22 protein-coding genes are annotated in these 26471 nt (G+C 40.5%); 8 read left to right on the forward strand and 14 right to left on the reverse strand.

The annotated features are described in order from the left end of the window. The first annotated feature begins 5 nt into the window (after window positions 1-5). From H6G74_RS04715 to H6G74_RS04725, 3 genes are all read left to right on the forward strand, one after another. Complete coding sequence (locus H6G74_RS04715) at window positions 6-1646, forward strand: lipoxygenase family protein (protein ID WP_190966575.1); 1641 nt, start codon at window positions 6-8, stop codon at window positions 1644-1646. A gap of 89 nt (window positions 1647-1735) precedes the next feature. Next, window positions 1736-2041, forward strand: a complete 306-nt coding sequence (locus tag H6G74_RS04720; RefSeq protein ID WP_190966576.1) for a putative quinol monooxygenase — start codon at window positions 1736-1738, stop codon at window positions 2039-2041. Between the two features lie 138 nt (window positions 2042-2179). Next, window positions 2180-3235 carry a saccharopine dehydrogenase family protein gene (locus H6G74_RS04725; RefSeq protein WP_190966577.1) on the forward strand — a complete coding sequence of 352 codons (1056 nt, stop codon included), beginning with the start codon at window positions 2180-2182 and terminating at the stop codon, window positions 3233-3235. Window positions 3236-3365: 130 nt separating this feature from the next. Here H6G74_RS04725 and H6G74_RS04730 read toward each other — a convergent pair whose 3' ends face one another. The 3 genes from H6G74_RS04730 to H6G74_RS04740 form a co-directional block, all read right to left on the reverse strand. Then, complete coding sequence (locus tag H6G74_RS04730) at window positions 3366-3971, reverse strand: hypothetical protein (RefSeq protein WP_190966578.1); 606 nt, start codon at window positions 3969-3971, stop codon at window positions 3366-3368. Window positions 3972-3984: 13 nt separating this feature from the next. Next, window positions 3985-4596 (reverse strand): hypothetical protein, encoded by a 612-nt coding sequence (locus tag H6G74_RS04735; protein WP_190966579.1) that lies wholly within the window; start codon window positions 4594-4596, stop codon window positions 3985-3987. 347 nt (window positions 4597-4943) lie between these two features. Next, a complete protein-coding gene (locus H6G74_RS04740) occupies window positions 4944-5141 on the reverse strand; it encodes a hypothetical protein (RefSeq protein ID WP_190966580.1) in 198 nt (65 codons plus the stop codon). 685 nt (window positions 5142-5826) lie between these two features. On the opposite strand from H6G74_RS04740, the gene H6G74_RS04745 reads away from it, so the two are divergent. Then, window positions 5827-7023 carry an HlyD family efflux transporter periplasmic adaptor subunit gene (locus tag H6G74_RS04745; RefSeq protein ID WP_190966581.1) on the forward strand — a complete coding sequence of 399 codons (1197 nt, stop codon included), beginning with the start codon at window positions 5827-5829 and terminating at the stop codon, window positions 7021-7023. 2 nt (window positions 7024-7025) lie between these two features. Here H6G74_RS04745 and H6G74_RS31710 read toward each other — a convergent pair whose 3' ends face one another. The 7 genes from H6G74_RS31710 to H6G74_RS04780 all read right to left on the reverse strand — a co-directional run bounded on the left by H6G74_RS31710 (window position 7026) and on the right by H6G74_RS04780 (window position 12467). Continuing rightward, window positions 7026-8498 (reverse strand): cyclic nucleotide-binding domain-containing protein, encoded by a 1473-nt coding sequence (locus tag H6G74_RS31710; protein WP_190966582.1) that lies wholly within the window; start codon window positions 8496-8498, stop codon window positions 7026-7028. Window positions 8499-8521: 23 nt separating this feature from the next. Continuing rightward, window positions 8522-9688: an ABC transporter permease DevC gene (devC, locus tag H6G74_RS04755; protein WP_190966583.1), complete on the reverse strand. Its 1167-nt coding sequence runs from the start codon at window positions 9686-9688 to the stop codon at window positions 8522-8524. A 108-nt stretch (window positions 9689-9796) separates the two neighbouring features. Further along, window positions 9797-10462, reverse strand: a complete 666-nt coding sequence (locus H6G74_RS04760; protein WP_190966584.1) for a Uma2 family endonuclease — start codon at window positions 10460-10462, stop codon at window positions 9797-9799. A gap of 11 nt (window positions 10463-10473) precedes the next feature. Then, window positions 10474-10611, reverse strand: coding sequence for a hypothetical protein (locus H6G74_RS04765; protein WP_190966585.1), 138 nt, complete (start codon window positions 10609-10611; stop codon window positions 10474-10476). A gap of 49 nt (window positions 10612-10660) precedes the next feature. After that, the gene (locus H6G74_RS04770) at window positions 10661-11089 is read right to left on the reverse strand and encodes a hypothetical protein (RefSeq protein WP_190966586.1); all 429 of its coding nucleotides are present in this window, start codon (window positions 11087-11089) and stop codon (window positions 10661-10663) included. Window positions 11090-11274: 185 nt separating this feature from the next. Beyond that, a complete protein-coding gene (gene dcd / locus H6G74_RS04775; protein ID WP_190966587.1) occupies window positions 11275-11874 on the reverse strand; it encodes a dCTP deaminase in 600 nt (199 codons plus the stop codon). A gap of 56 nt (window positions 11875-11930) precedes the next feature. Further along, window positions 11931-12467, reverse strand: a complete 537-nt coding sequence (locus H6G74_RS04780) for a P-loop NTPase family protein (protein ID WP_190966588.1) — start codon at window positions 12465-12467, stop codon at window positions 11931-11933. A gap of 320 nt (window positions 12468-12787) precedes the next feature. On the opposite strand from H6G74_RS04780, the gene H6G74_RS04785 reads away from it, so the two are divergent. The 3 genes from H6G74_RS04785 to H6G74_RS04795 all read left to right on the forward strand — a co-directional run bounded on the left by H6G74_RS04785 (window position 12788) and on the right by H6G74_RS04795 (window position 15360). Next, window positions 12788-13348: an adenylate kinase family protein gene (locus H6G74_RS04785; protein WP_190966589.1), complete on the forward strand. Its 561-nt coding sequence runs from the start codon at window positions 12788-12790 to the stop codon at window positions 13346-13348. A gap of 163 nt (window positions 13349-13511) precedes the next feature. Further along, window positions 13512-14252: a ribonuclease PH gene (gene rph, locus H6G74_RS04790; RefSeq protein ID WP_190966590.1), complete on the forward strand. Its 741-nt coding sequence runs from the start codon at window positions 13512-13514 to the stop codon at window positions 14250-14252. 733 nt (window positions 14253-14985) lie between these two features. Then, window positions 14986-15360 carry a hypothetical protein gene (locus H6G74_RS04795; protein WP_190966591.1) on the forward strand — a complete coding sequence of 125 codons (375 nt, stop codon included), beginning with the start codon at window positions 14986-14988 and terminating at the stop codon, window positions 15358-15360. A gap of 94 nt (window positions 15361-15454) precedes the next feature. On the opposite strand, the gene cobT is transcribed toward H6G74_RS04795, so the two are convergent. The 3 genes from cobT to H6G74_RS04810 all read right to left on the reverse strand — a co-directional run bounded on the left by cobT (window position 15455) and on the right by H6G74_RS04810 (window position 18117). After that, a complete protein-coding gene (gene cobT, locus H6G74_RS04800; protein ID WP_190966592.1) occupies window positions 15455-16576 on the reverse strand; it encodes a nicotinate mononucleotide-dependent phosphoribosyltransferase CobT in 1122 nt (373 codons plus the stop codon). A gap of 86 nt (window positions 16577-16662) precedes the next feature. Further along, window positions 16663-17403 (reverse strand): DUF2232 domain-containing protein, encoded by a 741-nt coding sequence (locus tag H6G74_RS04805; protein WP_190966593.1) that lies wholly within the window; start codon window positions 17401-17403, stop codon window positions 16663-16665. A 12-nt stretch (window positions 17404-17415) separates the two neighbouring features. Continuing rightward, on the reverse strand, window positions 17416-18117 hold the full coding sequence (locus H6G74_RS04810) for a Crp/Fnr family transcriptional regulator (RefSeq protein WP_062293301.1): 702 nt from the start codon (window positions 18115-18117) through the stop codon (window positions 17416-17418). Window positions 18118-19055: 938 nt separating this feature from the next. Between H6G74_RS04810 and H6G74_RS04815 the strand changes: the two genes are divergently transcribed. Next, window positions 19056-23192, forward strand: coding sequence for a hypothetical protein (locus tag H6G74_RS04815; protein WP_190966594.1), 4137 nt, complete (start codon window positions 19056-19058; stop codon window positions 23190-23192). Between the two features lie 56 nt (window positions 23193-23248). Here the strand turns inward: H6G74_RS04815 and H6G74_RS04820 are convergent, their stop codons facing one another. Further along, a complete protein-coding gene (locus H6G74_RS04820; RefSeq protein ID WP_313888451.1) occupies window positions 23249-26314 on the reverse strand; it encodes a CHAT domain-containing tetratricopeptide repeat protein in 3066 nt (1021 codons plus the stop codon). Window positions 26315-26471: the final 157 nt, after the last annotated feature.

Below are 26471 nucleotides of genomic sequence, written 5' to 3' on the forward strand. Positions count from 1 at the left end.
CTATCATGAAACCATACTTACCCCAGGTAGACCCTAACCCAAACATCCGTAAAGATGAGCTAGTAAAAAATCGAGAAGATTATAAATTTAATCATGATTATCTAGCTCCTATTCCTGTTATTGATAAAGTCCCTCATCAAGAACTATTCTCGGCAGAATATACAGCTAAACGCCTTGCGAGTATGGCAAATTTAGCACCAAATATGTTAGCTGCCAAAGCCAGAAATTTTCTTGACCCTTTAGATGAATTAGAAGAATACGAAGAACTGTTGACACTGCTACCTAAACCAGCAGTGATGAATAATTATAAAACCGATTCATGTTTCGCCGAGCAAAGATTATCAGGTGCTAACCCTTTAGCAATTCGGAGAATTGATAGTTTACCAGAAAATCTCGGTATCACAAACGCCCATTTTCAAAAATCTGTCGGCACAGAAAGTAACTTAGAAGCAGCTCTCAAAGAAGGTAAACTTTATCTATTAGATTATCCCACACTCTTTGATATTAAAGGTGGAACTTCTCAAAATGCGAGAAAGTATTTACCTAAGCCTCAAGCCTTATTTTACTGGCAGAGCAATGGTGTAGCAAATGGTGGTTCTCTCCGTCCAGTAGCGATTAAATTAAATAATGATGCTGGTACAGATGGATTGATTTACACTCCCGATGACCCTTATCTAGATTGGTTTTTAGCAAAAACCTCTGTGCAAATAGCTGACGGGAACCATCAAGAATTAGGCAGTCATTTTGCCTATACTCATGCTGTTATGGCTCCATTTTGTATCGCCACAGCACGCCAATTAGCAGCCAATCATCCCATTGCTTTACTACTAAAACCGCACTTCCGGTTCATGTTATTTGATAACGATTTGGGGCGCACTCATTTTCTACAGCCAGGTGGCCCAGTCGATGAATTTATGGCTGGTTCTTTAGAAGAATCTTTAACTTTTGTCGTCAAAACTTACCAAGAATGGAGTGTTGATAAATTTGTCTTTCCGACATTAATGAAAAGTCAAAATATGGATGACCCAGATATATTACCGCATTTTCCATTCCGGGATGATGGTATATTGATTTGGAATGCTATTCATAAATTTGTCACAGATTATTTGCAACTTTATTACAAAATACCTCAAGACTTAAGCGAAGATTATGAATTGCAAAATTGGGCAAGAGAATTAGTTGCTCAAGATGGTGGACGGGTTAAAGGAATGCCAGAGAAAATTGAAACTATCGACCAATTAATTCAAGTTATTACGGTTATAGTTTTTACCTGCGCTCCTTTCCATTCGGCTTTAAATTTTGCCCAGTACGAATACATGGCTTTCGTGCCGAATATGCCTTATGCAGCTTATCATCCCACGCCCGAAAGTAAAGGTGTGGATATGCAAACCATCATGAAACTATTGCCACCTTTTAAGCAAGCTGCTGACCAAGTAATGTGGACACATATTTTAACATCTTACCATTACGATAAATTGGGTTATTACGATGAAGAATTTGCCGACCCATTAGCACAGGAATTAGTTGTACAGTTCCAACAGAATTTACATGATATAGAACGACAAATTGATATTAGAAATCAAACTCGTCCTATACCTTATAATTTCCTCAAACCTTCCCAAATTATTAACAGTATCAATACTTAAAAGGGGAGTGGTGAGTAGGGAATAGGGAGTGGTGAAAAGTTTATTATCCCAACTCCCTATTTTTGTCTAATTAAACAGGAGAATCTATCATGTCAAGTCAACAAGTTACAGTTACGGCTCGGTTAAAAGTCAAACAAGGTTTAGAAGATAGGTTTAGAGAAGAATTTGAACCTGTAATTGCGCTCACCCGTGCGGAAGATGGATGTATTAATTATGATTTACATCAATCTGTCGAAGACCCTTCTGTATTTTTGCTGCATGAAAATTGGGCTAGTCAATCAATTTTGGATCAACATTTGCAACAGCCTTATATTCGGGCGCTGGGGGCTAAAGCAGAGGAGTTTTTGGTAGAGCCACCGGAAGTTAAGTTATGGCAACAAGTTGTTAATAATTAAGTCAAATTAAGTTTAGATCCCCCCTAGCCTTAAAAACCCGAATTTCTCACGTATGGGTAGCGGGTGTGGGGAGTGTGGGGAGTGTGGGGAGTGTGGGGAGAGAGGGGGGATTTGTGAATATTTAATTTGGGAAAAATCATGACAGCAAAGGTGTTATTGTATGGTGCGACTGGCTATGCAGGGAAATTAATAGCAGAAACGGCAAAAAGTCAGGGTGTAGAGTTAATTTTGGCTGGAAGAAATCAAGGTGCATTGGTATCAGTTGCGGAGAAATTAAACTTTGATTTTCGGGTGTTTAGTTTGGATGACGCGCAGGCGATCGCACAATCTCTGCAAGATGTTACAGTTGTTCTCAATTGTGCCGGGCCGTTTGCCAAAACTGCCAAATCATTGGTTGATGTCTGCTTGCAAACTCACACCCATTATTTAGATATCGCTGGCGAAGTTCCCGAATTTCAGGCTTTAGCAGCACGAAATGACGAAGCGAAAAATGCAGGAATTATGCTGCTTCCTGGCGTTGGGTTTGGTGTAGTCCCGACAGATTGTCTGGCAGTTTACCTCAAATCTCAGTTACCAACTGCCAACAGTCTCACCTTAATCTATGAAACTGAAGGCGGTGTTTCTCAAGGAACTGCCAATACTATCCTGCCCAACTTACATGAAATGGGTGTCGTCCGCAAAGCAGGTAAACTAATTCCTTCTCGACCAGCAGAACAAAAACGTCAAGTTGATTTTGGTGCTGGTTTAGTTACCGCCGTAACTAACCCTTGGCGTGCTGATCTTGTTACCGCATTCCACAGTACAAATATTCCTAATATCGAAACTTACACAGTCTTTCCTAACCCTGTAAGTTTCTTGATGGAAAGTAGTCAGTATTTAGGCTGGTTATTTAACTCATCTCTTTTTCAAAGCGCCTTAGCGAATTTAATTAAACAACTACCACAAGGGCCAAGTGCAGCAGAACGCGCTCAAGGTAAAGTTGGAGTTGTTGCTATTGCAGAAGATGAATCTGGTCGTCAAGTAACAGCGAAACTCATCGGCCCCGAAGCTTACGATTTTACGGCTTTAGCTGCTGTAGTAGTGATTAAACACATCATTCAAGGTGAAGTTAAGCCAGGATTTCAAACCCCAGGGAATGTTTACGGTGCGGATTTGGTATTAGAAATACCTGGAGTAAAAAGATGGAGTGATTAAACTGTTACTTCTGATCTGTATCCTGCTATATGTAGTTAAAAATATCGCAATCATACAAGCCGTGTCATCGGAACTCACCTAATCAGCTTCCCGGAGCCTTAACCTCTCCGCTCGGATCTTAATTTTTTACTTAATCGCTGAGTTTATTTGGTTTGTCAAGGAACTCGCTTAAAGCATCAAGTAAACGTTTGGCAGTATCATACAAGCCGGATGAATGAGCTGAATTAGAATTATTTAATGCCCATACCAATTTACTTTTAATAAAAGGTATGGGATTACTTTGATAAATAAGGTTTCTTTTCTTTTCATCAGATAATTGATAATCATTAATACCATTATCATCCCAGAATAATAATCTCTCTAAAGAAACTAAAGCTTGATAAGACTCATTGGCATTAAATCCACCAGAATAATTTTTAATAATATCTAGTAGTGGTGCAAGTCCTGTACTTGATGAAGCTTGACCAATTGTAAATAATAAACTATAAGTTGATTTATTAAATTCAGTAATTTCTTTTTGGAGAAACTCTATAATTTCCGCCTCTTCGCTCTGACTTAAATTTATATTTATTAATTCCTCTTTTATGAGGATTCTATATCTACTCATCCTTTTTTCTAGGGGTAGCTGCCAAGAGTTCATTTCTAGAACTAATGAGATGTCAGTAATTGCATTACTACGTATACGCTCATCATCAGATTTTATCTTTTTAAAGAGTTCATTAATTAAATGGTTCATATTTTTACCATAATTAATCATGGCAGTGTAAAGCAACGGCTAAATAATTTGAATAACGTACCTTTATTGCCTGAACTTTTTGTTCCCAGTTTATTTGGTTTTCACTCAAAGCTGTTTCAGATTTTAAATTTTTAACCCAGGCTTCTAATCCTGCTTCTATACCTAACTCATGCCATTGGGCATCAGGAGTGATAATTGCATAAGGCACTACCGAAGGGATTTCATTAACTTGACACGGGTAAAAGATAGGTTTTGCTGACTCAACATTTTCTTGTTCTATAGATGTGTACCAATCCCATTTACCTTGAGGATTGTGTGTGTAGATTTTATATTCACCCTTTTCATCTATACCGTCTATCATTCCTTCAAACCATTCTAGATTCATTTTGGCTAAATTTTCTAGGTCATCACTATTGACTTCCCAATCTGCTGCTAATTTCTCAATTTCTTGCTGACTTAGAGTTTTTAAATAATTTATTTCTTGTTGTAATTCTTCTGGACTTAAATATTCTTTATAGGGTTCAACCTCCAAATTGGAATAGTAAGGATACATCAATTCCTTGACTTTTGCTTCAATATCACTTGTATCTGGAGGGATTATGACTAAAGCATTAAAGTGAGCCATAATATTTCATTAGGTGTATTTAATATTCTGTTACCAAACCAGGGATTTGTAACTATATATGCTTGGCTTCTATATACCTGCACGAATGTTATCAAAAAGCTTAGAGGCTGCTTTTAGATGACTCCGAGCAATATACTCACAATTTCATCTAAATCTTGAATTGTTGCCTCTGAAAGTGAATAATTATTTATTCAGAGGACTCCTCAGCAATTAGACAAATTTTTTCTTGTAACCTAGCAAACACAACTTTAGTACCAAAAGAATACTGATAAAGCTACAAATAAACAGTTTTTTCACCCTCTGTTTGATCAATCAGGGGGTATTTTTGTTGGCTATTGACTTTCTAATTAGGTTCTTACTGTCCGTCGCGGCTTTCTGTTGCTCACCACTTGACTCACAGAAGCTCCCGCCCCCAGTCCAAACATTCCCGCACTGATGCTGTACATTGTATCTTTGCCGAGTATTTGGACTCCGAAATAGCCAAAAGCGATCGCGGCTAATGTTCCAGTAGTAGTTGCAATTATGACTTGATAACGACGCTTCATACTCTCTCCTATTGATACCCACCAACTAACCCCGATCCAAAGCCTAGACTCAACATACCCACTACCCGACTAAACTCGTGCCAAAATTCTTTTACCAGATAATTGTTAGCGAAGCCATTGTTAAGGGAAAACTGAAAATAAGAATCGGTCAACCTGATGTCTAGAATTACAAACCTACAAAGTAATATTTTTAGCTAGGAAATACCTGGGTAAACATATTAATTATACATCTACCGCAATCCTCAATGATTTACAAATATCTCCCCCTTGTCTTCCCTGTCCGCCTGACATCCTTTTTATGTATTGTTCATATATCAAATAAAACTGCTATATTTCATACTCATTAAAAGTAACATGATTTTCTCATTTTGTTTGTAAGAGGATATTTGAAAAGTGGCTGATTGTGATTATTAGCACTTCTTGATCCCCCCTAACCCCCCTTAAAAAGGGGGGAAATACTTCTAACACCAATTCTCCATGAAGTTGCGCCAAATAAATGATGTAGAGACTTTGTATGCAACTTCTCTACAGTACAGAATAAAGTGCATCTTCATCAAGAAACGGTATAAGTCCCCCTTTTTAAGGGGGATTTAGGGGGATATAAAATGTTTTTTACCAATGAGAGGGCTTTTAAAACATCCTCTAATCATGATATTTCATAACAGCATATTTCCCTGATAAAACAATGGTCAAAATTGAATTTAATCAAAATAAATCGATATCAAAACTACAAGTAATTACTATGGCTTTGTCTATCATTACTGCGATTAGTATTCTTGCTGTTGTGATTATCAATAGGCAATCAAAAAATACTAATCAGAATAAATTACAAGCAACATCAAGTAGTCAACAGTCTATAGTTCGTGTAGCAGCTTTAGGAATATTAGAACCACAAGGAGATATTATTCATCTGTCTGCGACAGGCGCAAATCAACGTTTGGCGAAACTGTTGGTAAAAGAAGGTGAACAAGTGAGTGCAGACCAAATTATTGCAGTCATGGATAATGTGAACCAATATCAAGCAAGTGTAGAAAATGCCAGAGCAAAAGTGTACGTGGCGCGATCGCGTTTAGCGCAGGTGCAAGCTGGTGAGGAGTCTGGACAAATTGAAGCCCAACGCATGAAAGTTGCAGAAACACAAGCGGAATTAACTGAAAATATTAAGGTGCAACAATCTGTGATTGCTAGTCAAGAAATTGAATTACGCAAAACCCAAGATGACTATGAACGGTACAAGGATTTGTTAGATAAAGGAGCGGTTTCTGTAGCTGAAACGGAAAAGAGACGTTTACAAGTGGAGATTGAGGAACAAAAATTGCAAGAAGCCAAAGCCAATCTCCGCAAACAAGTGAGCATCGGTAAGGAACGTGTAAAAGCTGCGGAAGCAACATTAGATAGTTTAGCTCATGTCAAACCCACAGATATTTTAGTTGCTAAAGCAGAATTGAATGAGTCTTTATCTCAATTAGAAAAAGCAAAAGTTGACTTGGAATCTCTTTATGTGAAAGCACCCCTAGCTGGGCAAATTTTAAGTATTAACACCAGAGTTGGTGAAGTTGTGGGTAGTAAAGGGATTGTCGATATTGGACAAACACAACAAATGTATGTGATTGCAGAAGTTTACGAAAGTGATATTCATTATGTAAAAATTGGTCAGGAAGCAACAATTGTCAGTGAATATGGTGGATTTACTGGAGAAATCAAAGGAGAGGTAGATCACATTGGATTGCAAATTGAACAGCCAGGAATCATTAATGATGATCCCAGCGCCAAAGCCGATGTTAGAATCGTGAAAGTGAAAATTCGCCTACGTCCAGATGACAGTGAACGGGTGAGGACATTGAATAAGTTACAAGTTAGAGCCTCAATTCAGATTAATTGAAATCACAAGTTGAGAAATTGATGGTGGAGTACAGAAGCTACGATATCAGAATTTGTATTGGATTTTAAAATCAAACTACAGAAACTGTCTCGATTAATTGCCATCAATTCAACGTCAGTACAAGCTATGGCTCGAAGGTAAACAGGATAATTTTGACCATCAGAAAATTGTACATTCCCAAAATGTTCGCCCGATTTGAGTTGAATTGTTCTGGATTCCCCTTGATCAATTACGGATATTTCCACTTCTCCCTCTAATATCAAGTAAACGCGATCGCCAAATTCACCTTGTTGAACAATAATAGAATTGGCTTTGTATTGACTTCCCTTAGATTGAGAAGCGATCGCCACAATTTCCGATGGATCAACATTGGGTAAGGCTTTGGATAGATGACTTGTCATTACCCGTTGATGCAAACGACGAACAACATCATTACTAGTCAATTCCGAGTTATTCACGAACAACTGAAATAATTCTTCTTCAATCACCATCACTTTCACTTCTGAATTTTTGGTGACACGCACTGTTGCTGTACGTTTTCCACCCCGCAGTAAACCAACTTCCCCAAAATAATCTCCGCGACTCAGGCGATTTAACAGGCGAGTCGGCTGATCGGGGAAATCTTGGAAAACTTCTACATCTCCCTCCAGCAAGATATAAAATTTCGTGGCGGGTTCTCCCTGACGAACAATGATTTCCTCGGATGCGTAAGTCAAAACAGTTGGTTTAGTATTGGCTTTTTCTAGTAAGGTTTCATCAAAACCAGGTAACATCAAAGACAGTTCTTGGTTTAAAGCTAAACCGAGTTTGCCATCTTCCACATGCACAATCCGATCAGCCAAATCCAAGATGCGATGATCATGAGTCACCATGAGAACAGCACTATTGTGTTCTTTGGCTAAACGGTGCATTAAAGCGACGACATTACGTCCTGAAGATTTATCCAGTGCTGCTGTTGGTTCATCAGCGAGTACCAACTTGGGTTGAGTCACCAAAGCACAAGCGATCGCTACCCGTTGTTTTTGTCCCCCAGACAGATTTTTAGGATAAACATCGATTTTTTCCCTTAATCCTACAGATTCTAAAATAGCAATTGTTTTCGCCCACGCCGCTTGTACAGCAAAATCCGGCTGTAATTCCAAGGACATTTGAATATTCTGCTGGACTGTTAAAAAATCGAGTAAATTACTGGATTGGGTAATATAACCAAAATTCCGCCGCATTTGGACTAATTGTTCTTGGGTTGCACCGTTGAGTTCCTGTCCTAAAATATTTAAACTGCCGTGTTGTACCGAACGCAGACAGCCAATTAAACTCAGCAATGTGCTTTTTCCTGACCCAGAAGGGCCAGTTAAAATGACAAACTCCTTGGCTTTAATAGTGATATTAATATCAAATAGAATCTGCTTTTTGAGTGCGGCTTCCCCAAAAAAGTGATTGAGATTTTGAATGGAAATAACTGTTTGATTAACCACAATAATTCAGATTAATTACTAATTTAAAATAGGTCAGCCGGATTAGATTCTCTGAGCTTATTCATACTCACAAAACCAGAAGTAAAGCACATAATTATTGTTAATAACAGCACCAGAGAAGCTCGCGGCCATGTCATATTCATCGGTAAAGACGTGGCACCATTGACGATGGCATATAATCCCAAAGACATGATGAGACCAGGAATATAACCCAAAACTGCCAAAATCAATGCTTCTTGAAACAAAATATTTAAGAAGAAACGATGTTTATAACCTCTAGCTTTGAGAACGGCGTAGTCTGGTAAATGGTCGGTAATTTCGCCATAAAGAATTTGATAAACAATAATTACTCCTACTAAGAAACCGACAAAAACCCCTGTAGTAAAGACAAATCCGATGGGCGCACTAGTAGCCCAATAATGTTTTTCATATTCGATAAATTCTTGGCGTGTCATCAACCGCACTTTGCGAGGCAGTTGAGCGCGGATTTGTTGAGCGATCGCCTGTAAATTTACTCCTGGTTTAAGAGTCACTAAACCCAGGGTAATATTATTAGAAGAACGATGAGGAAATAGATAGTTAAAAGTCATACTACTGGTAATCAAATTACCATCATCAGCAAAAGAAGCACCAGCAAAATTTACTAAGCCACTAATCCAAACCTGATGTCCAGCTATTTCAGCCGCGATTGGTTTTCCTACTTGCAAATCTTGAAAAACACTGCCATATTCTTTTGCGTCGGAGTTACGATCAAATAAAACCACGCCTCTAGCTTTTAAAAGATGTGCAACTGTCTGAAAGTCTTTAATCTCAAAAGGAAGATTATCTGGATTAATCCCTAAAATAATAATTCCTTTGCCGCCGCGAACACTACCATAGCGGAAATCATCTCGTGCGTGATAGACATAATTTACAGATTCAACTTCCCTAAAATTGAGGGCGCGATATAAATATTGGCGGGAAAAATCCCCAGTGTTCGCCAAAGTTTTCATATCAGTATTGATTAAAACCAAATCAGCTTTAAGAAGTTTATGCAGTGCTGTTTGGCTGTCATAGAGAGAATCTAAAAAGGCTAATTGCATAAAAATCAGAATGGCTGCAAAAGCAATACCTAAAATTGCTACAACTAGGCGTAGTTTATAGCGAGTCAATTGCAACCAAGCTAAGGGGACTCTGCCCAAAAAATTCATGTAAACTTTTGTACGTCAATTTGAATAGATTAATCTTAAATTTCCCAATTTTATGCGTTTGCTATCACTGTATATGCAAGGGAAAAATTGTCTATTCTAAATTTGCACTTATTTTGTTTGTAATTGCTGCATCAACCAATTAGCTGCTGCGGTGTTAGTTTCTTGGGGTAATCTTTCCAGTGTTTGTTCAATCAGGGCGATGGGTAAACCTGTCAACACCTGAGAAACTTCGATGGCTTGATAGATACCTGTTGCAGTTAAACCAAATGCAAATAGTCGCATTCCTTTAACATCAATTACCCAGTATTCTGCAATTCCTAAACTGGCGTAAAGTCGCTTTTGCTCATCCAAATCAATACCTAAAGTAGTATCAGCAATTTCTCCCACTAAATCAGGTAGACGATGACAATCAAGAATAATCCGACGGGGTTCACCTGGTTGCCATTTCGGAATATTTTCACCTTTGTACAAAACTAAATCTGGCGCACAGGCGTGGGTTTCGGGCTTTTCAATTAAACAGCGTCCGTAAGATTGCAATACTATCTCTGGGTGTAGGAACGCCCAGAACCCAAAAATCATGGTCATCAAATCGCTAAAAGAAGAATGTCCTAGTCCTTCTGTTCCCATATCAACCCACAACCATCCCTGATGAAATGCAATTTTACGCCAATCAATATCCGGGTTATCTCGCACCTTCTCATAGTCTTGCCAAGTTGCATCATACTGCTGAAACACCAGAGAAGATTGGCTAAATTGTTCTAAGGAGATGGTCATTGCCAGACACCTTACAAGTCCAATAAAGTGTGATTTGCGATCGCCTCTATCATAACGCTTTCACCAGACACCAAGTTGAGGCGATCGCTCTTAATTAAACCTGCAAAACTAAAAAGTTGGGACGGTTGACTACTTCCCTCAATATACATAATTTATGTTGGTTTAAGCTATACTTCGCCCAACATAAATTAATATAAATTAGTCAAAAGAATAACCTGCGAAGAAGATTTCAAATGGTTCGTCTTCATCGTAAATGATTATGTATCTCCCTTCACCTCGCCCGATGCTATCCCAAAATTCCTCACAAGTATCTGGCTGTTCTTCTTCTACAAGAATTGATTGCACCATTTGAAGCGTAGGTTTATCAGTACCAAACCATCTGATTAAATCATCAGTAGGGACTGGACAAACAGCGCAGGTTTGAGGATGATCCGTAACCTCAAACATATCTAAAATAGAAGCTGTTCCATCAGGTTCTACATTAGCAACGGCTTCATCTATACTCTTTGGATTAAATTCACTACCATAGTAGTTTCCAGCTTTAAATTCTTGCTGACGCAAATTTTGCAATGTAAAATTAACGTTTTCCTCGTAAGGAACAAAATAGTGCCAAGGTTCTGCGCCCATTTTATATTTAATTCATCATTTAAGGTCTATCAAGAATTTTTGCAATTCTCATTGATAGTTATATCCTAGATTTTTGATGAGGCAATATATTCGATATCTAGCGACAAGCCGCTTTGCGTCTACGCACATAACAAATACAAAAACCACAGGTAAAATTAAACATAACCTGTGGTTTTGAATTTGAACTAGACGCGAGCTAAGGTGACAATTTCTGACTGATCTTGATATTTACCCTGCCTTGTTTCATAACTAATCGCACAGGGTTCTCCTTCTAAAAAGAGTAACTGCACTACTCCCTCATTGGCATATATACGACAGTCAGCACTGGAAGAATTAGAAAATTCTAGGGTTAAATGACCACGCCATGCCGCTTCCGCAGGAGTCAAGTTTGCAATTATACCACAACGTGCATACGTGCTTTTACCTATACAAACTACTGTAATATTATCTGGAACCTCTAGCCGTTCTAAAGCAACACCCAACCCATAGCTGTGAGCAGGCAAAATAAAATAACTACCATTCACATCTGTATGCAGTGGTGTTGACTCTAAATTGTGCGGATTAAAGTTTTTGGGGTCAACCACAGTTCCCGGTATGTGGCGAAAAATCCGAAACTCAGCCGGGGAGAGGCGAATATCATAGCCATAAGAAGAAAGACCGTAGCTGATAACGGGTTGAGCATCTACAGATGTTTCTTTCTGCACTTTTCGGATTAAGCTTGGCTCAAAGGGTGAAATCATCCCTTGTTGAGCCATTTCGGTAATCCATTTATCGTTCTTAATCACAAGTTCACAGGTAATTCCAACCGAACTACTAGAATATCGTGAACGGAGTATTTTGTTTAGGGGCGATCGCTCCGGCGAATTTCGGTAATTTGGTCGGCGACATCTAACAGGGATTTGGGCATTTCTGGGCCTGTGAGAATGATATCAATGTGGGGCGGACGTTTTGCTAAGAAAGCTAAAACATCGGCTTCGGGAATCAAACCAAAGTTGATGGCTAAACTTAACTCATCTAAAACTACCAGGGAATATTCACCCTCGTAGACGACATTTTGAGTGTGTTGCCATAATTTTTGTAAAGCTTGGTTTTCGGCTTCGTCTAGTTGTGGCGTATCGATACAGCGAGGTAAGTCACAGCGTATCCAGTCAAGATTCTGCCCTAACTGAATTGGTTTGTCCTGTCCTTGACCAATACCGCCTTTGAGAAACTGTACTACTAATACAGATGTGCCTTGACCAGCAATTCTCAAGGCTTGCGCCATAACAGTGGTGAAAAAGTTACGGTGAGAACTGGTGAAAACCTGCACAAGCCCTTCTACTGGATTTGGCAAGGAAATTGTCGAATTGGTGCTGAAAGATTCTAACTGGGCAACCATAAGGAAAATTTAGAAAATTACACAAAATGCGAGAATTTTTGCAGCTATTTATAACAAATTTGTCTGTAATAGGCAAAAACTAATGACGACTTGTCTTTTGCCTTTTACCTTTTTACTTTTGCCTTATTGTACTAGGTTTGTTCTCAGGTCAAGGTTTACAGATGAGATATTGACATTTTCGTTTTTTGGATGAAACTAGTCGCAACACGATCGCAAAATTTGGAGCCATGAATGAAATTAGCCGAGTCTCATCAGAACTCTGAATTTGGAAAAAACAGAGTAGAATGTTGTGAATTTTACCAGATGAGGAGTGAAGTCAAGTGAAATTAGTGATTCTGGGAGGTTCAGGATCAGGTAAAAGCACTCAAGCACAAAGGCTGGGTAGACACTTTGATATACCTCAGATTTCTACGGGTGAAATTTTACGGGAAGCGATCGCTAACTATAGCGAACTTGGTCGCCATGCACAACCCTACGTAGCCAGAGGCGAGTTAGTTCCCGATGAAATGATGATTGAATTAATGCGGCTGCGCCTGACAAAGCCTGATGTTATTTGTGGTTGGATATTAGAAGGTTATCCCCGCACAGCCTTTCAATCAGAAGAATTAGATTTTTTATTGGATACTTTAGAACAAAACTTAGACTGGGCAATTTATTTACAAGTCCCACAAGCCGTCATGGTCAGCCGTTCTTTGGGGCGTTCTCTACCAGATGACCAACCAGAAATCGTCCAGCGTCGCGTAGAACTCTTTTATGATCGCACTATCCCCATCCTAGAATATTACGACCGTCGCCGCCGCCTGTTAACCATCAACGGTGATCAACTACCCGATATGGTCGAGCAGAATATTCTGAATTTGCTCTTGAGTGCTGAATGTTAAGTGCTGAGTTTTTTATACTGAGCGACTTGTAGCGAGCGAAGTTGACAGGAGTCGAGGTGAGTCGAAGTGTGAATTTTGAGTCAAAAGATAAAATTTCAGATTGCAAATTTCAGACTTCACACTTCCCACAGTATCCTAATAGGAAAATCTTGAGGCAAATCCAATGGCATGGCAGCGTCCCGATGGCAGACAACCTTACGAACTCCGCCCTGTAAGCTTTCAGTCTGGCTTTACTCGCTTTGCACCTGGTTCAGTTTTAGCTAGATGCGGCGATACTCAGGTACTTTGTAATGTTAGCGTGACTGAGGGAGTGCCAAGATTTTTAACGGGAAGTGGCAAAGGTTGGTTAACGGCTGAGTACCGAATGTTACCCGCAGCCACCCAGCAACGCCAGGAAAGGGAACTGTTGAAATTGTCGGGAAGGACGCAAGAAATTCAACGGTTAATCGGACGCAGCTTAAGAGCCACCCTAGATTTTGAGGCGTTAGGAGAACGTACAATCACGGTAGATGCTGATGTATTGCAAGCAGATGCAGGAACCAGAACCACAGCCATTACTGGTGGTTTTGTGGCTTTAGCGCAGGCAATTTCCCAATTATTACAGCGCGGGGTGTTAGAGCGATCGCCTTTATGTGGACAAGTCGCAGCCGTTTCTGTAGGCTTATTAGAAGGTGAACCATATCTAGATTTAAATTACCCAGAAGACGTAGCCGCTACAGTCGATTTCAATGTCGTTATGGATAATCGCCTGGGAATCATTGAAGTTCAAGGAACAGCAGAAGAAGGTAGTTTTACTCGCACTCAGTTAAATCAACTATTAGATTTTGCCGAAAAAGGTATTCAACAATTATTAATTGCTCAACGTGCGGCGATTCCTGACTGGGAAAAACTTTATCAAGTGTGAAAGTCTGAAGCTTGCAGGTTGGGTGAAACGTAGACACCCGAAGGGTGGCTTCCCGCATGGTAGTGGAAGCCAACAAATGCTATGAATAAAACCACAAGATTTCCAACCACCAAAATATCTCAATTCCGACGGTAAAATTTATGCTGCAATTATTTTAGCTGTCAGAATATTTTCTTAACATATCATGATTTGGTGTTGGGTTACGGCGCAATACACATTTGTTGTGTTGTTTTTAATATGTCTTGTGCGCCTACACCCAACCTACTCGCTTGCATATACACTGTATTTAAAAAACAATTGTCAAGAAAATATCAATTATGAGAGAACTAGATAAAAATAATAATATAAACATAAATGACATTTTGATTTCTGAAAAGACAGTAAACCCACAAAACACTCTCTTCTACTCCCGACTCCCCAATCACGACTCTCAGGCTGTACAGAGAGTTTCTAAAATAAACCAGACTAGAGTAACTTTTATCGTTTTAGTTATACGTAAATAGTTTTTTAATTTTTAAAATTTCAAAATTTTCTAAAAATAAGTTAGCTCAAGTTTACATTTTTTAACATTAGTAATGGTATTCACTTCCAATTTTTTGGAGAAAGATTGATAATTAATGACTTAGTTATATCATTTCGACAAATTATTTGAATAATTAAATAATTCATAAGTATGTTTAACATTGCCAGTAAATTGAATAACATGGAGGAAATATACTGACGAGGGTATTAGATGGAGCCATTACAAAACCAGATTCTAACTTTGAGCCATAAGCTGGATGCCCTCTACCAGGTAATTGAGCAGCTAGATGTTAAAGTTGCTCAGGCTTTCACAGAGTGTTCCTTGGCTAAAACATCTGTAAAAGATAACTATCAAGAAAATAGTGATACTTTTCCTTATCAGTTGAAAGGTCAAATCAGTTTTAATCAAGAATTAGAACACAAGGATGTTTTAACAGACGGCATTTATTTAGACATGAATCGTCAAGGTGGGGATAAGATTTTAACACCAGAAATTCAGATACAAAGACTAACAGCGCAATTAACCGCAGCTTATAATCGAATTGCGGCATTAGAAGAACAATTACTCCGCGAAAGAATTCATTAATGGCTCATTAGTAGATATTTCCAAAGATTTACCGGAACTTGTTAAGTCCGGTATTTTTGTTTTCATAGCAGAATTCAGAAGTCAGAATTCAGAATCAATGATCGTTCAATTTACTCAGCCTTTGGAATTGGTCTTCTATAGCTGCTAAAAGTTGAGATTGTTGCCAATTTTGGTAGAGATAAGCTGCAATGCAAGCTGCGCCAGCTCCTACTCCTTCTTTAACAAAACCCTGCTCATAAGCTTGGAGTTGTGGGTAACGAGAATTGGCAAAATTTAGCTGTGTTGATAGTAGTGGTGGGACTATACCTGGATGTTTGTTGCTTTTATCTAAACTGAGGGCTAAATCCACAGTTCCGCCAGTGATATCTTCTGCTACCCAGCGAGTTGTTCCGACGATGACTTTATTTGGTTGCCAAAATAAATCGTAAGCTTGAGAAATTGCTGTAGTTAAAGCGTAAACTGCCAGCATTTGTGTTCCGCCTGCCAACATAACTCCACAACGACGACTAGCTGCGATCGCCATTCCTGCCAATACCACTTGCATCGGATCACCCACAGCAGCCACAATTTGTAGTGGATCAGCATCATCAGAAATGTGTTGTAAGCCAGACTGGACGACTTGCCATTTTTGTTGATGGTTACAAATGGGGTGACTGCTGTTAACTTTACCCGTTGCATCTATGCCTAAAGCCGTGAGTACAGCTAAAGCGGTTGTTGTACCCCCAACCACACATTCACTCAAAATTAAGTAACTTTGTCCAACTTCAGCCGCCAAGCGATCGCCCCAAATCAGCCCTTGTTCTAGCAAGTGTTTGACAGTGGCTAATTCCATCGCCTGACCTGTACTTAAACACCTCGCAGGCGCACCACCCAAATCAATTATAGGTACAGCCGGAAACAAAGGTAATCCCCCATTAAACAAACGCACAGGTATTTTGAGTCCTTCCACCACAGCGCGAGAAATTAACACAGGTGATGCGCCTGCTGTGAGTGGTGGTAAATGATACTGCGGTTGATGTTCGGCACCATAGTATAAAAATTCAGCATCAGCACAAGCCGTATACTTACGGTCGGTTGGCGTGCGTCCAGCCGCCGAAATTCCAGGAATTAAAGCAGTTTCTGTAAAACCTAAAACACAGGTAAACACAGGTAAACAACCACCATATTTAGCAATCCAGGCTTTACCTTGTTCTATTTGAGTATAAATACGAATCATAAATTAAGAGTCAAGTATCAAAAGTCAAGAGTTAATAGTGAAAAAACTCCTGCCTCCTGCCTCCTGCCTTCTGCCTCCTGCCTTCTCTACCCTTCATAATCCATCATGACTTGTACCCAGCGTGGCGGACGGGGAATAGGATTGCCTAAACGATCTAGTAGTAGCCATGCAGCTAGATGTACAACAAATAAATAAATAAAATTATTAATCACCACCAATGCCAAAGCCCCGACTTGAATCAAAAATACACTGGGACTGTTTAACAATCCGAGTTTGAGAAATATCCACTCAGAGATTTCTGTAACTTGATTAATTAAATAAATCCATAAATCTTCCCCGGATAAGATAGATAGCAACCACATCCGAAAAAAGAAGCCCAAAGTACCTAATAACGTAGCTAAAGTAATCGACACAATCCAAGGAACCCGACGATGCCAAGTTGCGCCTAAAAGTACGCCCATGAGCGCAAAAGGCATCACAAATAATAGACTACGAACAGGCCCCATCAGTACCGATAACAATAGTCCAGAGGTAACAGCCGCCATCCATGATGCTCTGTGTCCCCAACGCAGGTAAACTAGAGCGATCGGTACAGGAAAGAAAATCCGCAATACTGGCCCCAACGGAAAATAAAAGTTAATAAACCAAATTAAACTGGCAGTACTGGCTAAAAATGCCGTTTCTACCATCCGTAAAGGTGCTGCGGCTTTGAGTTGGGGAGGTTGTAACTGACTCTGGTTTTGGGGTAACTCCTCTTGGTTAGGTGATAAAGACGCAGAAGATAAGCTTTCCTCTGGCTCATCGGGCAGAGAATCTACAATACTCATTTTGAAAATTTTTTATACAATCAATCTTTCCAGGGCTGACACATCAGGAATACAAATAGTTTCTTGATCCCGTTGAATTAGCCCTTTCTTTTCTAACCTAGTTAAAACTCTTGTCACTGTTTCTCGCGCTAACCCACTTAAACTACTTAATTCTCGATGAGGCAGATTCGGAATTTCTGTTCCTGTTTGCGCTCGTTTTCCCTGACCTTCAGCTAAGAATAACAAAGTATCAGCTACCCGCGATTGACTATCAGATTCTCTCAGCCGCAAACGACGGTTGACTTGGCGCAAGCGCCTAGCCATCAACTTGGATAATCTTACACCTGCCAAGGGTTCAATTTGGAGTAACTTGACAAAATCTTGAGCAGGCAAACTACCAATAACAGTAGTGGTTAGGGTAATCACATCGGTAGAACGAGGCACTTCATCTAAAGCTGCCATTTCACCAAATAATTCGCCCTTACCTAAAATATTGAGGGTTACTTCTTTACCCTCCAAATTATAGGTACGAATTTTTACCCAACCCTCAAAGATAAAATATACAGAACCACCCCAGTCATTTTCCAACAAAATCACTTGATTTGCTGGGTGTGTTCGTGTCACAAGATGGATAAGGGCTGGTTCGACAACAGATTCTGGCAACCCTTGAAAAAAGGGAGCCGTTCTGATCCACGGGTGAAAAGGTTCTTCTTGCAAGCTATATCTGTCTCCCATTACGGCATCTTCATTAAAGGTGTTACACACAAAAAGACAAAAAAGTTAATTGCAGTCTAAGCCATCAATGCCAATACTTTTTAAAATACAGAGTTCAGCCAGGTAAACAAAATCACAATAAAAGCATTTTCAGAACTGTCTTACTGACGCAGTTTAAATAAAGCAAAACTTTTGCAAGTAATGTCTAAGTGCCTGTGGGATAATTTTGAAAACTCTAGCTGCATTGCAAAAATATTTACTTAAAAATATAGGCAAACCACATTAATGATACTCAAACTAGTTAATTTTTGCTAACGCAAAATTTTCGGATAGTTTCAGTTATCTGGGGATCAGGGGTGTAAGGGTTGAGGGTGGAAGGGTCAGATGAGGCGAAAGTCAAGGGGATAAGGGCTTCGCCGTGAGCGTCAGCAGATCGACTGAGCTTCGCCGAACGTCGGAACGGTGTATGTATCCAAAACCCTAACATCCTTATACCCTGGTTACTGAGCGCAGTCGAAGTACACCCCTACACCCAGTCTTAACAGACTCTCTTGGGGCGCAAGTTGATTTGTGTTCTAGTTAACTTGCCATTCCTAAACTCCTTAGCTAGATTAATGGCGCGTGTGGATGTAAAGTGGAGGCAATTTGCTAATTGGGTTCGGACTTCTGGCTGATTTGTTGCATTTTTTTATGTTTTTAATTGTGAAGTCCCAGAGGCTGTAACATCGCCTGTATGGTAAAAGGTCAAACAAAGTACCTAATCAACTTATTTGGCTGACAATTGGTAAATATTTTTGTATCCTGGTACTTCAATTAGCACTCCAGCTAATTACCATGATGCCCAGTTATCATAAATTGCCATCAGAAGTCTGAAGGGCAGTTACTACCGTTATTAACTTTGATAAGCGTCAATTTCTCACCCAAGTTAAAAATCCAGTTCTAGCTAAGGTAATTCTAAAGTGACTTCCCGCGCTGATGAAATTCAAAAACTGATCGCAGATATTGATAACTTACTCACTAACAATGGTAAGCGACTGCCGAAGTTGCTGTCTGGTCAAGCGCCAGAAGCCAGAGAGGTTTTAGAGAGAGTTCGTAACTTTCTGGTGAATTTGCAAGCAGCAGAGGCTTTGCAGGGTCATATTCCCCAGCTAACGGGACAGGTACAACAGTCACCTTTGTTGGCGAAGTTTGCTGAACAAGTTAATCACCAATCTTCAGAAGAGTTATATCCATCTGAGTCAGCAGAAAATATTGGACTGAGTAGCCAGCTAAAAAGTGAATTAGCGACATTAATTCAACCACTGCAAGCAGAATTAACGGCGCTGTTGCAAGAACGCTCGACTTTGATGCAAGAAATTCGGCAATTAGAGCAGAAGAGGTTACAAAATTATTCTTTAAGTCAGCAGTTAGCCAATCAAGAGCAAATTATTGGGGAATTTTTACAGGTGTTGATGAATCGCCTTGTCCCTACGATCGCACCACATATTAACTCAACACCAGCCCATGATTTTCGTGCTGCTAGTCCTAGTCAGTACAACAGTATAGAACTATCCCCGGCTGCAAGTACGCCTACATTAGATTCATCGGCGCAGTTAGAACAGTTAAATCAGTTTGCCACGAAATTAGACCAACGTTTATTGTCGCTGGATGGTACGGTAAATGTCGTATTTGATGCACTCCAGCGCAATATTACTACTTACCAAGAGTCTTTATCGCAAGCACTGGCGAGAATGCACAGTACAGGCTTGCAAAGTGAACAATTGCTAGTGAGTTTCCTGAATAATTGGACTCAGCAATTGCAGCAACAGATTAATAATCTACCAGCAACGACAGTAGTTAAAGAAACATCAGCAGCAGCGCGATCGCCATTTCCAACTCCCTTAGAAACTGCTACTGTAGAAACTGCTCAACCAGTAGTGATTACCAATACCGAAGTAGCCAACCCATCACTAGAATTACCCCAACCAGAAGTAGAATTTACTGCTGATGTGGCGGCTAATGATTTGGATGCGATGCTACTGGAATTGACTGGTGGCATTCCCCAAGGAATGGATGCTGCTATTCCCCTGGAAATGGAGGGGTTGGAAGATTTAGAAACATTGGCGGATGATTCCCCACAACCATTAACTGCGCCGACACTTTTACCAACACCAGAAGCCGCAACACCACCGCCAGAAATCTCTGGGATGTTTAGTGATTTGTCGCCACCAACTTTAGAGTTGAATGATGAGGTAGATCAACTTTACGCCAGTTTATTTCACGTCAGTCAATCACCAGAAAATCCCACAACCCAATATGAAATAGAGACCGAAACATCCACTCAGCAATTTCAACCCAGTTCTGTAACCCCACCGACTTCTACAGAACCAACACCCGATACTTCTGCAAAAATTCCTCCCGCAGAACCAGAAACATCATTCACGACTGTCACAGAAGATGCTGTTAACTCAACAACCGCACCGTTATTTGAGGAAAATGTCGCCTTACCAGAGTCGATATTCACTCAGTCCGATGCAGGCTTGTTAGAAGCAAATCATTTACCACCGCAAAACACAGCGACTAATTCGCCGCCATTTATTGATTTATCTTCAGATTTTCAACAAAAGTTATTTTTTGAAGAACCGGAGTTTTCCAATACTACACTCAGCTATTCGCCGGCGATGCGGGAAAATATTCCTGTGCAGCCAGAACATACTGATACAATTACTTCTTTAACTGAACTGTTTGCCGATGCTAGTAGTGCAGAGAATTTATGGCCGGGTTTGTCGCCGACGGAAATTGCATCGACTTTAGATGAACCTGAACCTACTCCTGATGTGGGAGTGACATCTGAGGGGGAAGTGCTGGAGAATGCGTCCGATAGATATATTGCGGCTTCTCCCCAGGAGAATTTGCTTGCGCCAGAGGTGATGCAGTCGGGAAGCATACCGGATATTTCTTTAAATGAAGAACAGTTGCAGCAATTAAATCAAGATTTAGCAAACTTTGATGAGTTACTCAACTATCAGTTAACAGATGTCTACACTTTGGCAGATATAGAAGAACCGCCAAATGTCACCTTACCCAATGCACAAACCCTAGACCATACGCCAAATGTGGCTTTTTCTCGTCCGGCTGTAGCGCCAGTTGCACCCATATCATCGCCACAAACCGAAGTTGATTTAAACTTCTCTCCGTCCAACGAAAAAAAAAAGCAAGAGAAATCGGGTTCTGGTTCCCCAACTCAGATAGAAATTCCGGTAGATGTGCATAACTCGGTTTGGTATTTGGGTATTGATTTAGGCACAACTGGAATTTCTGCGGCGTTGTTAAATCGCACTCAGTCGGTGGTATACCCGATATATTGGTCAGCAGAAAATATTCCTGGTGCGACGGCTTTTCAACATTCATTTCGTTTACCGGCGGAAGTTTATCTCCCGAATGCTTCCGTGGTACAAGGTGACAGTAATGTTAAGAGTAGTCAATGTTCTGCACAGTTAAAGCCTTATTTACAAATAGCTGTACCTTACAAAGGTGAACAGCAAAAATGGGAACCTGTACTGCAATTTAATGAATTTTCCGCAGGGCCATTAATTTGGGTGGTACGATCGCTTTCTAAATTACTATTAACCCTCAAATCCGATCGCCAGAGTACCACCCAAGGTCTAATTGCTATGGCGGTGGGAATTAATCAGCAGACTTTCCACACCATTATGAGTAAAATCGCTGGGGTGATTTGTACTTGTCCGGCGAGTTGGTCAGAACAATATAGATTTAATGTGCGGGAAGCTTTATTAACTAGCAAAATTGTCCAACATCCCCAGCAAGTCTTTTTTGTGGAAGAAGCGATCGCTAGTTTAATTAGTTTATTTGATAAAAGTGACAGCCAACTCATTCAAGTGAGCGATCGTACTGGTTTACGTCCCGTCGAAACCACAGAACCGTTAATCGGCAATACTTTGGTAATTAATATTGGCGCAACCGCCAGCGAAATGGCTTTGGTTGATATCCCAGCAAATCTGCTGCAACTAGCACACACAGATTTCATGCTGCACAGTTTCCCCTACGCCAGCAAGGGAATAGAACAGGATATTATTTGTCAGTTACTCATTCCGCCAAAATACCGAGAACCACGGAAAAATAACCAAGTTAATGGTCAAAAGAATACTAGTAGTTCTGGGTATTGGCAACCAGCCTTTGCCAATGTTGACAGAATGCAGTGGCAAAGTTTGGGGTTAGATAAATTTGATTTACCAAGGGCGGGAGAGCCTGATCTTGGTGTGCGGATTCGGTTACAGCAACGGTTGGAAAGTTCAGTTTTAGGACAAGCTGCCCTCGAAGCTGCCTTGGCTTTGAAGTTAATTTTGCAACATCAAGAAAACTTCATCCTAGAATTGGCAGATCAACAGTGGACATTGCAACGGCGAGACTTAGAAAGTCAAGTGTTTGTCCCCTTTGTGCGCCGCCTGAACCGGGAATTGAATAAATTACTCGTGGCGCGGGGTATTCCCACAGAAGACATTAATCAAGCCGTGTTGACTGGTGGAGTCGCATCTTTAGGAGTTGTTTATCATTGGCTACGGCAAAAACTCCCCAACGCCAAGATTATTCAAGACTCATATTTAGGAGAGAATGGCGCACCGAATTGCAGCCGAGTTGCATTGGGTTTGGCAATGTTACCCTTGCATTCCCAGATTTTAGAAGAACCAAGACAACAGTACACCGATTATTTTCTGTTTACAGAATTGCTGCGCCTACTGCCAGAGCGGAGTTTATCATTTAACGAAGTGCTTCAGTTGTTTGAGGGCAGAGGAATTAATACAAGCATTTGTCAGCAGAGATTATTGGCATTTTTAGAAGGAGAATTACCAGCCGGTTTGATTCCCACACCACCGGAGTCAGCATGGCTAACCCTAAACTCATCTCAGAATTTAGATTATCAGGCGATCGCAACTGCACCTTTATTTGAAAAACAAGGTAATCTCAGCTATCGTCCCAACTCCCAGCAATTATCAGCCTTGCGTCGCTATTTAGCCGCCGTCAAAGCCAGCACCCAGCAATCTTTAGAGGAACCATACACGGTTAACTTTGTTCAGGGAGTGGTGAGTAGGGAGTAGGGAGTGGGGAAAAACCAGATCCCCAACTTTTCAAAAAAGTCGGGGATCTAAATCTCCTACTTACCACTCAAAGGAGTCCAATTACCAGAAGGAACAAACGCCGCCCAAAATTGCGGTTCACTATACTCTTGACTATTGAGCAAATCTAACTGTGCAGCACGTAAAGCCTCATGTCTTCCCTTTCCGGCTTGTAAATTCTGGTAATACTTCACCATTAATTCCTTCGTCGCTTCATCATTCACCAACCACAGACTTAAAACCTGAGTTTGCGAACCAGCAATTACCAAAGCCCGACGCAAACCATACACCCCATCACCAACTTTCACATCACCCTTACCAGTGTCACAGGCAGAAAGTACAACTAATTGATTAGAACGCAAATCTAAACCCGCCACCTCCAACGCCGTCAGCACACCATCATCATTGTTATTTGTCGCTTGCTTGCGTTGATTAAACCCAGCCAACGCCAACCCAGAACGCAACAACGGGTTTTCCACTTCTATCACTTCTTTTGGGCGTGGTGTTAATTCTAAATCTAGTGAAGCGTTGAGATTTTGTTCCACATCAGTAATAAAGAAACCGTGAGTTGCTAAATGTAAAATGCTAGGGTTTTGTAATTGTTTAACAGCCGTTTCTGTGGCATCTTTACTTAACAGTAACTTGGCATTTGGTAAAACTTTTTTAATCGCTGCTGCTTCCTCTTTAGTAGCAGGTAATGAGTCAAACGCTAGGTTAGCCAACTCACCAGAACGGGGATTTTGGGAACCGCGTACACCAGATGGTTTTGCTGAGGCTACAGTTTGGGTTTGGTTGTTGTAGTCAATATCTGCCAACACCACAGGTGCAGAACCATTGTTAACATTTGAGTTGAAACGCAACAAATCCCTTCCACTGGTGAGATAAGAAAAAGCATAACTTTGAATTAAAAATTTATCTTGCTCATCTTTTAATGCTTCAAAGGGAATTAATGTTAATTGTCCATCGGGCGAGATTAAAATATGACTGGCATCACCCAATAAAGGACGAATGGGTGCAATTAATTTCTCCTCTAAAGTACGGGCGAGTTTTTTAAATATTCTTCCAGTAGCTAACGCTGTACGAAAATCAATGGCTAATTTATCAATTTCTGCCGCTTCACCTAAATCAAGCCACTTTGGTTCGCCAGATGAGCGTAACACCGCCGCCGCATAACGCGGTTTACCGAATTTTTGAGCATCCGTTTTAGCTTTGGCGTTGAATGGTTGATACTGCACAATCTCCACCAAAGCTGCTTCTTTGGGTATTTTGGCTTGAATGGCGGCTAATTGGACTGGTTGGGTTTGCTGACGAAATTCGGCGCTTTTACTACTAATTGCGGCTTCTAATTTTTCTCTTTGTGCTTCCAACTCCTCAAGCTGAGTTTTCAAGTTAGCGGTTTGTTTTCCTGACTGGGAGTAGATTAATGCTGAGAGTTGCTGTTGTACTTGCAGCCATTGAGAGAATAATTTTTGCGTTTCGGGATTTTTGTCAAGTTGAGCGCGTAAGATTTGAATACTGTCAGCTACGGCATCTAACACCAGCCCTTTGCGACGGAGTACAGTAGTTAAAGCCAGAGATGTGGCTGTTGGATTATTCCGAGCTTCTTGTAAAGATAGGGAAACAATACTATCGGTTGTTCCTGAAAAAGTTCTAATGTAATCTTGTTTGCTTTTTTCTGAACCAGTAGCAAAAATCAGATTGAGATTTTGTGCTTGAACTTCTAATCCACGGCGTAAGAAATCAACAGCACGAGTGATATCGCCTTGTACTTGATACAGCCTAGCCAAATTATTCAAACTAGAGGCGACATTGGGATGTTCTTTACCCAGCACCTTCTCTAAAATAGCTAGGGAGCGGATATACGAAGGTTCTGCCTGTTGATATTTCCCCTGTGCTTTATACAATTCAGCCAAGTTATTCAAGCTAGTTGCGACCAATGGATGTTCTTTCTCCAGCACCTTCTCGAAGATAGCCAGAGAACGGAGTAATAATGGTTCGGCTTGTTGATATTTTCCTTGTGCTTGATACAGTACAGCCAAATTATTCAAGCTATTGGCGACATCAGGATTTTCTTTTCCCAGTACCCTCTCTCTGATAGCCAGGGAGCGGAGATACAATGGTTCGGCTTGTTGATATTTTCCCTGTGCTTGATACAGTAGTGCCACATTATTCAAGCTAGAGGCGACATTGGGATGTTCTTTGCCCAAAGTTTTCTCTATGATAGCCAGGGAGCGGAGATACAATGGTTCGGCTTGTTGATATTTTCCCTGTGCTTGATACAGTGAAGCCAAACTATTTAAGCTAGTGGCGATATTGGGATGTTCGTCACCTAAAACTTTTTCAAAGATAGCCAGAGTGCGGAGATACAATGGCTCGGCTTGTTGATATTTTCCCTGTGCTTGATACAGTCCAGCCAAATTATTTAAGCTTGCGGCAACATTGAGATGTTCTTTGCCCAAAATTTTCTCCATGATAGCCAGAGCGCGGAGATACAATAGTTCTGCTTGTTGATATTTTCCCTGTGCTTGATACAGTGAAGCCAAATTATTTAAGCTAGAGGCGACATTGGGATGTTCGTTACCTAACACTTTCTTAAAGATAGCCAGAGCGCGTTGATACAATGGTTCTGCTTGTTGATATTTTCTCTGTGCATGGTACAGTGCAGCCAAATTATTCAAGCTAGTGGCGACAAAGAAATGTTCGTTACCTAACACTTTCTTATAAATAGCCAGAGAACGGAGCAACAATAATTCGGCTTGTTGATATTTTCCCTGTGCGTCATACAGTGCAGCCAAATTATCTAAGCTTTGGGCGACATTGGGATGAACATTCCCCAGCACCTTCTCTCGGATAGCAAGGGAGCGTTCTGCTAAGGGGATGGCTGCACTGTATTTACCCTCTTGGTATAACTTTTGTGTTTGTTGATACAGTTCTAACGCTTCTTTTAACGCTGCTTGTTGCTCTGGTGAATATTCAGAGGTTTGCTGTTGGGCTATCCCTGCGACTGGTGTATTTAAAACTAACCCTGTTGTCATCGCACCCACCACCATCCAAGGTGCAAGACAAATACCCGCAGCATTAATCCCACTGAATAACTTTTTCACAGTCAACTCACCAGCTTGTATAAGTCAGTTATCAGTTATCAGGGAACAGTTATCACAATTTCAGTCCAAGATTTGACTCTTGTTAACTACCACCTTTTACAAGTGAGGGACTTTAAAATATATTGCTGATTACTGTTGACTGTTCACTGATGACTGT

Source organism: Nostoc spongiaeforme FACHB-130 (assembly GCF_014698475.1).
Lineage (GTDB): Bacteria > Cyanobacteriota > Cyanobacteriia > Cyanobacteriales > Nostocaceae > Nostoc_B > Nostoc_B spongiaeforme.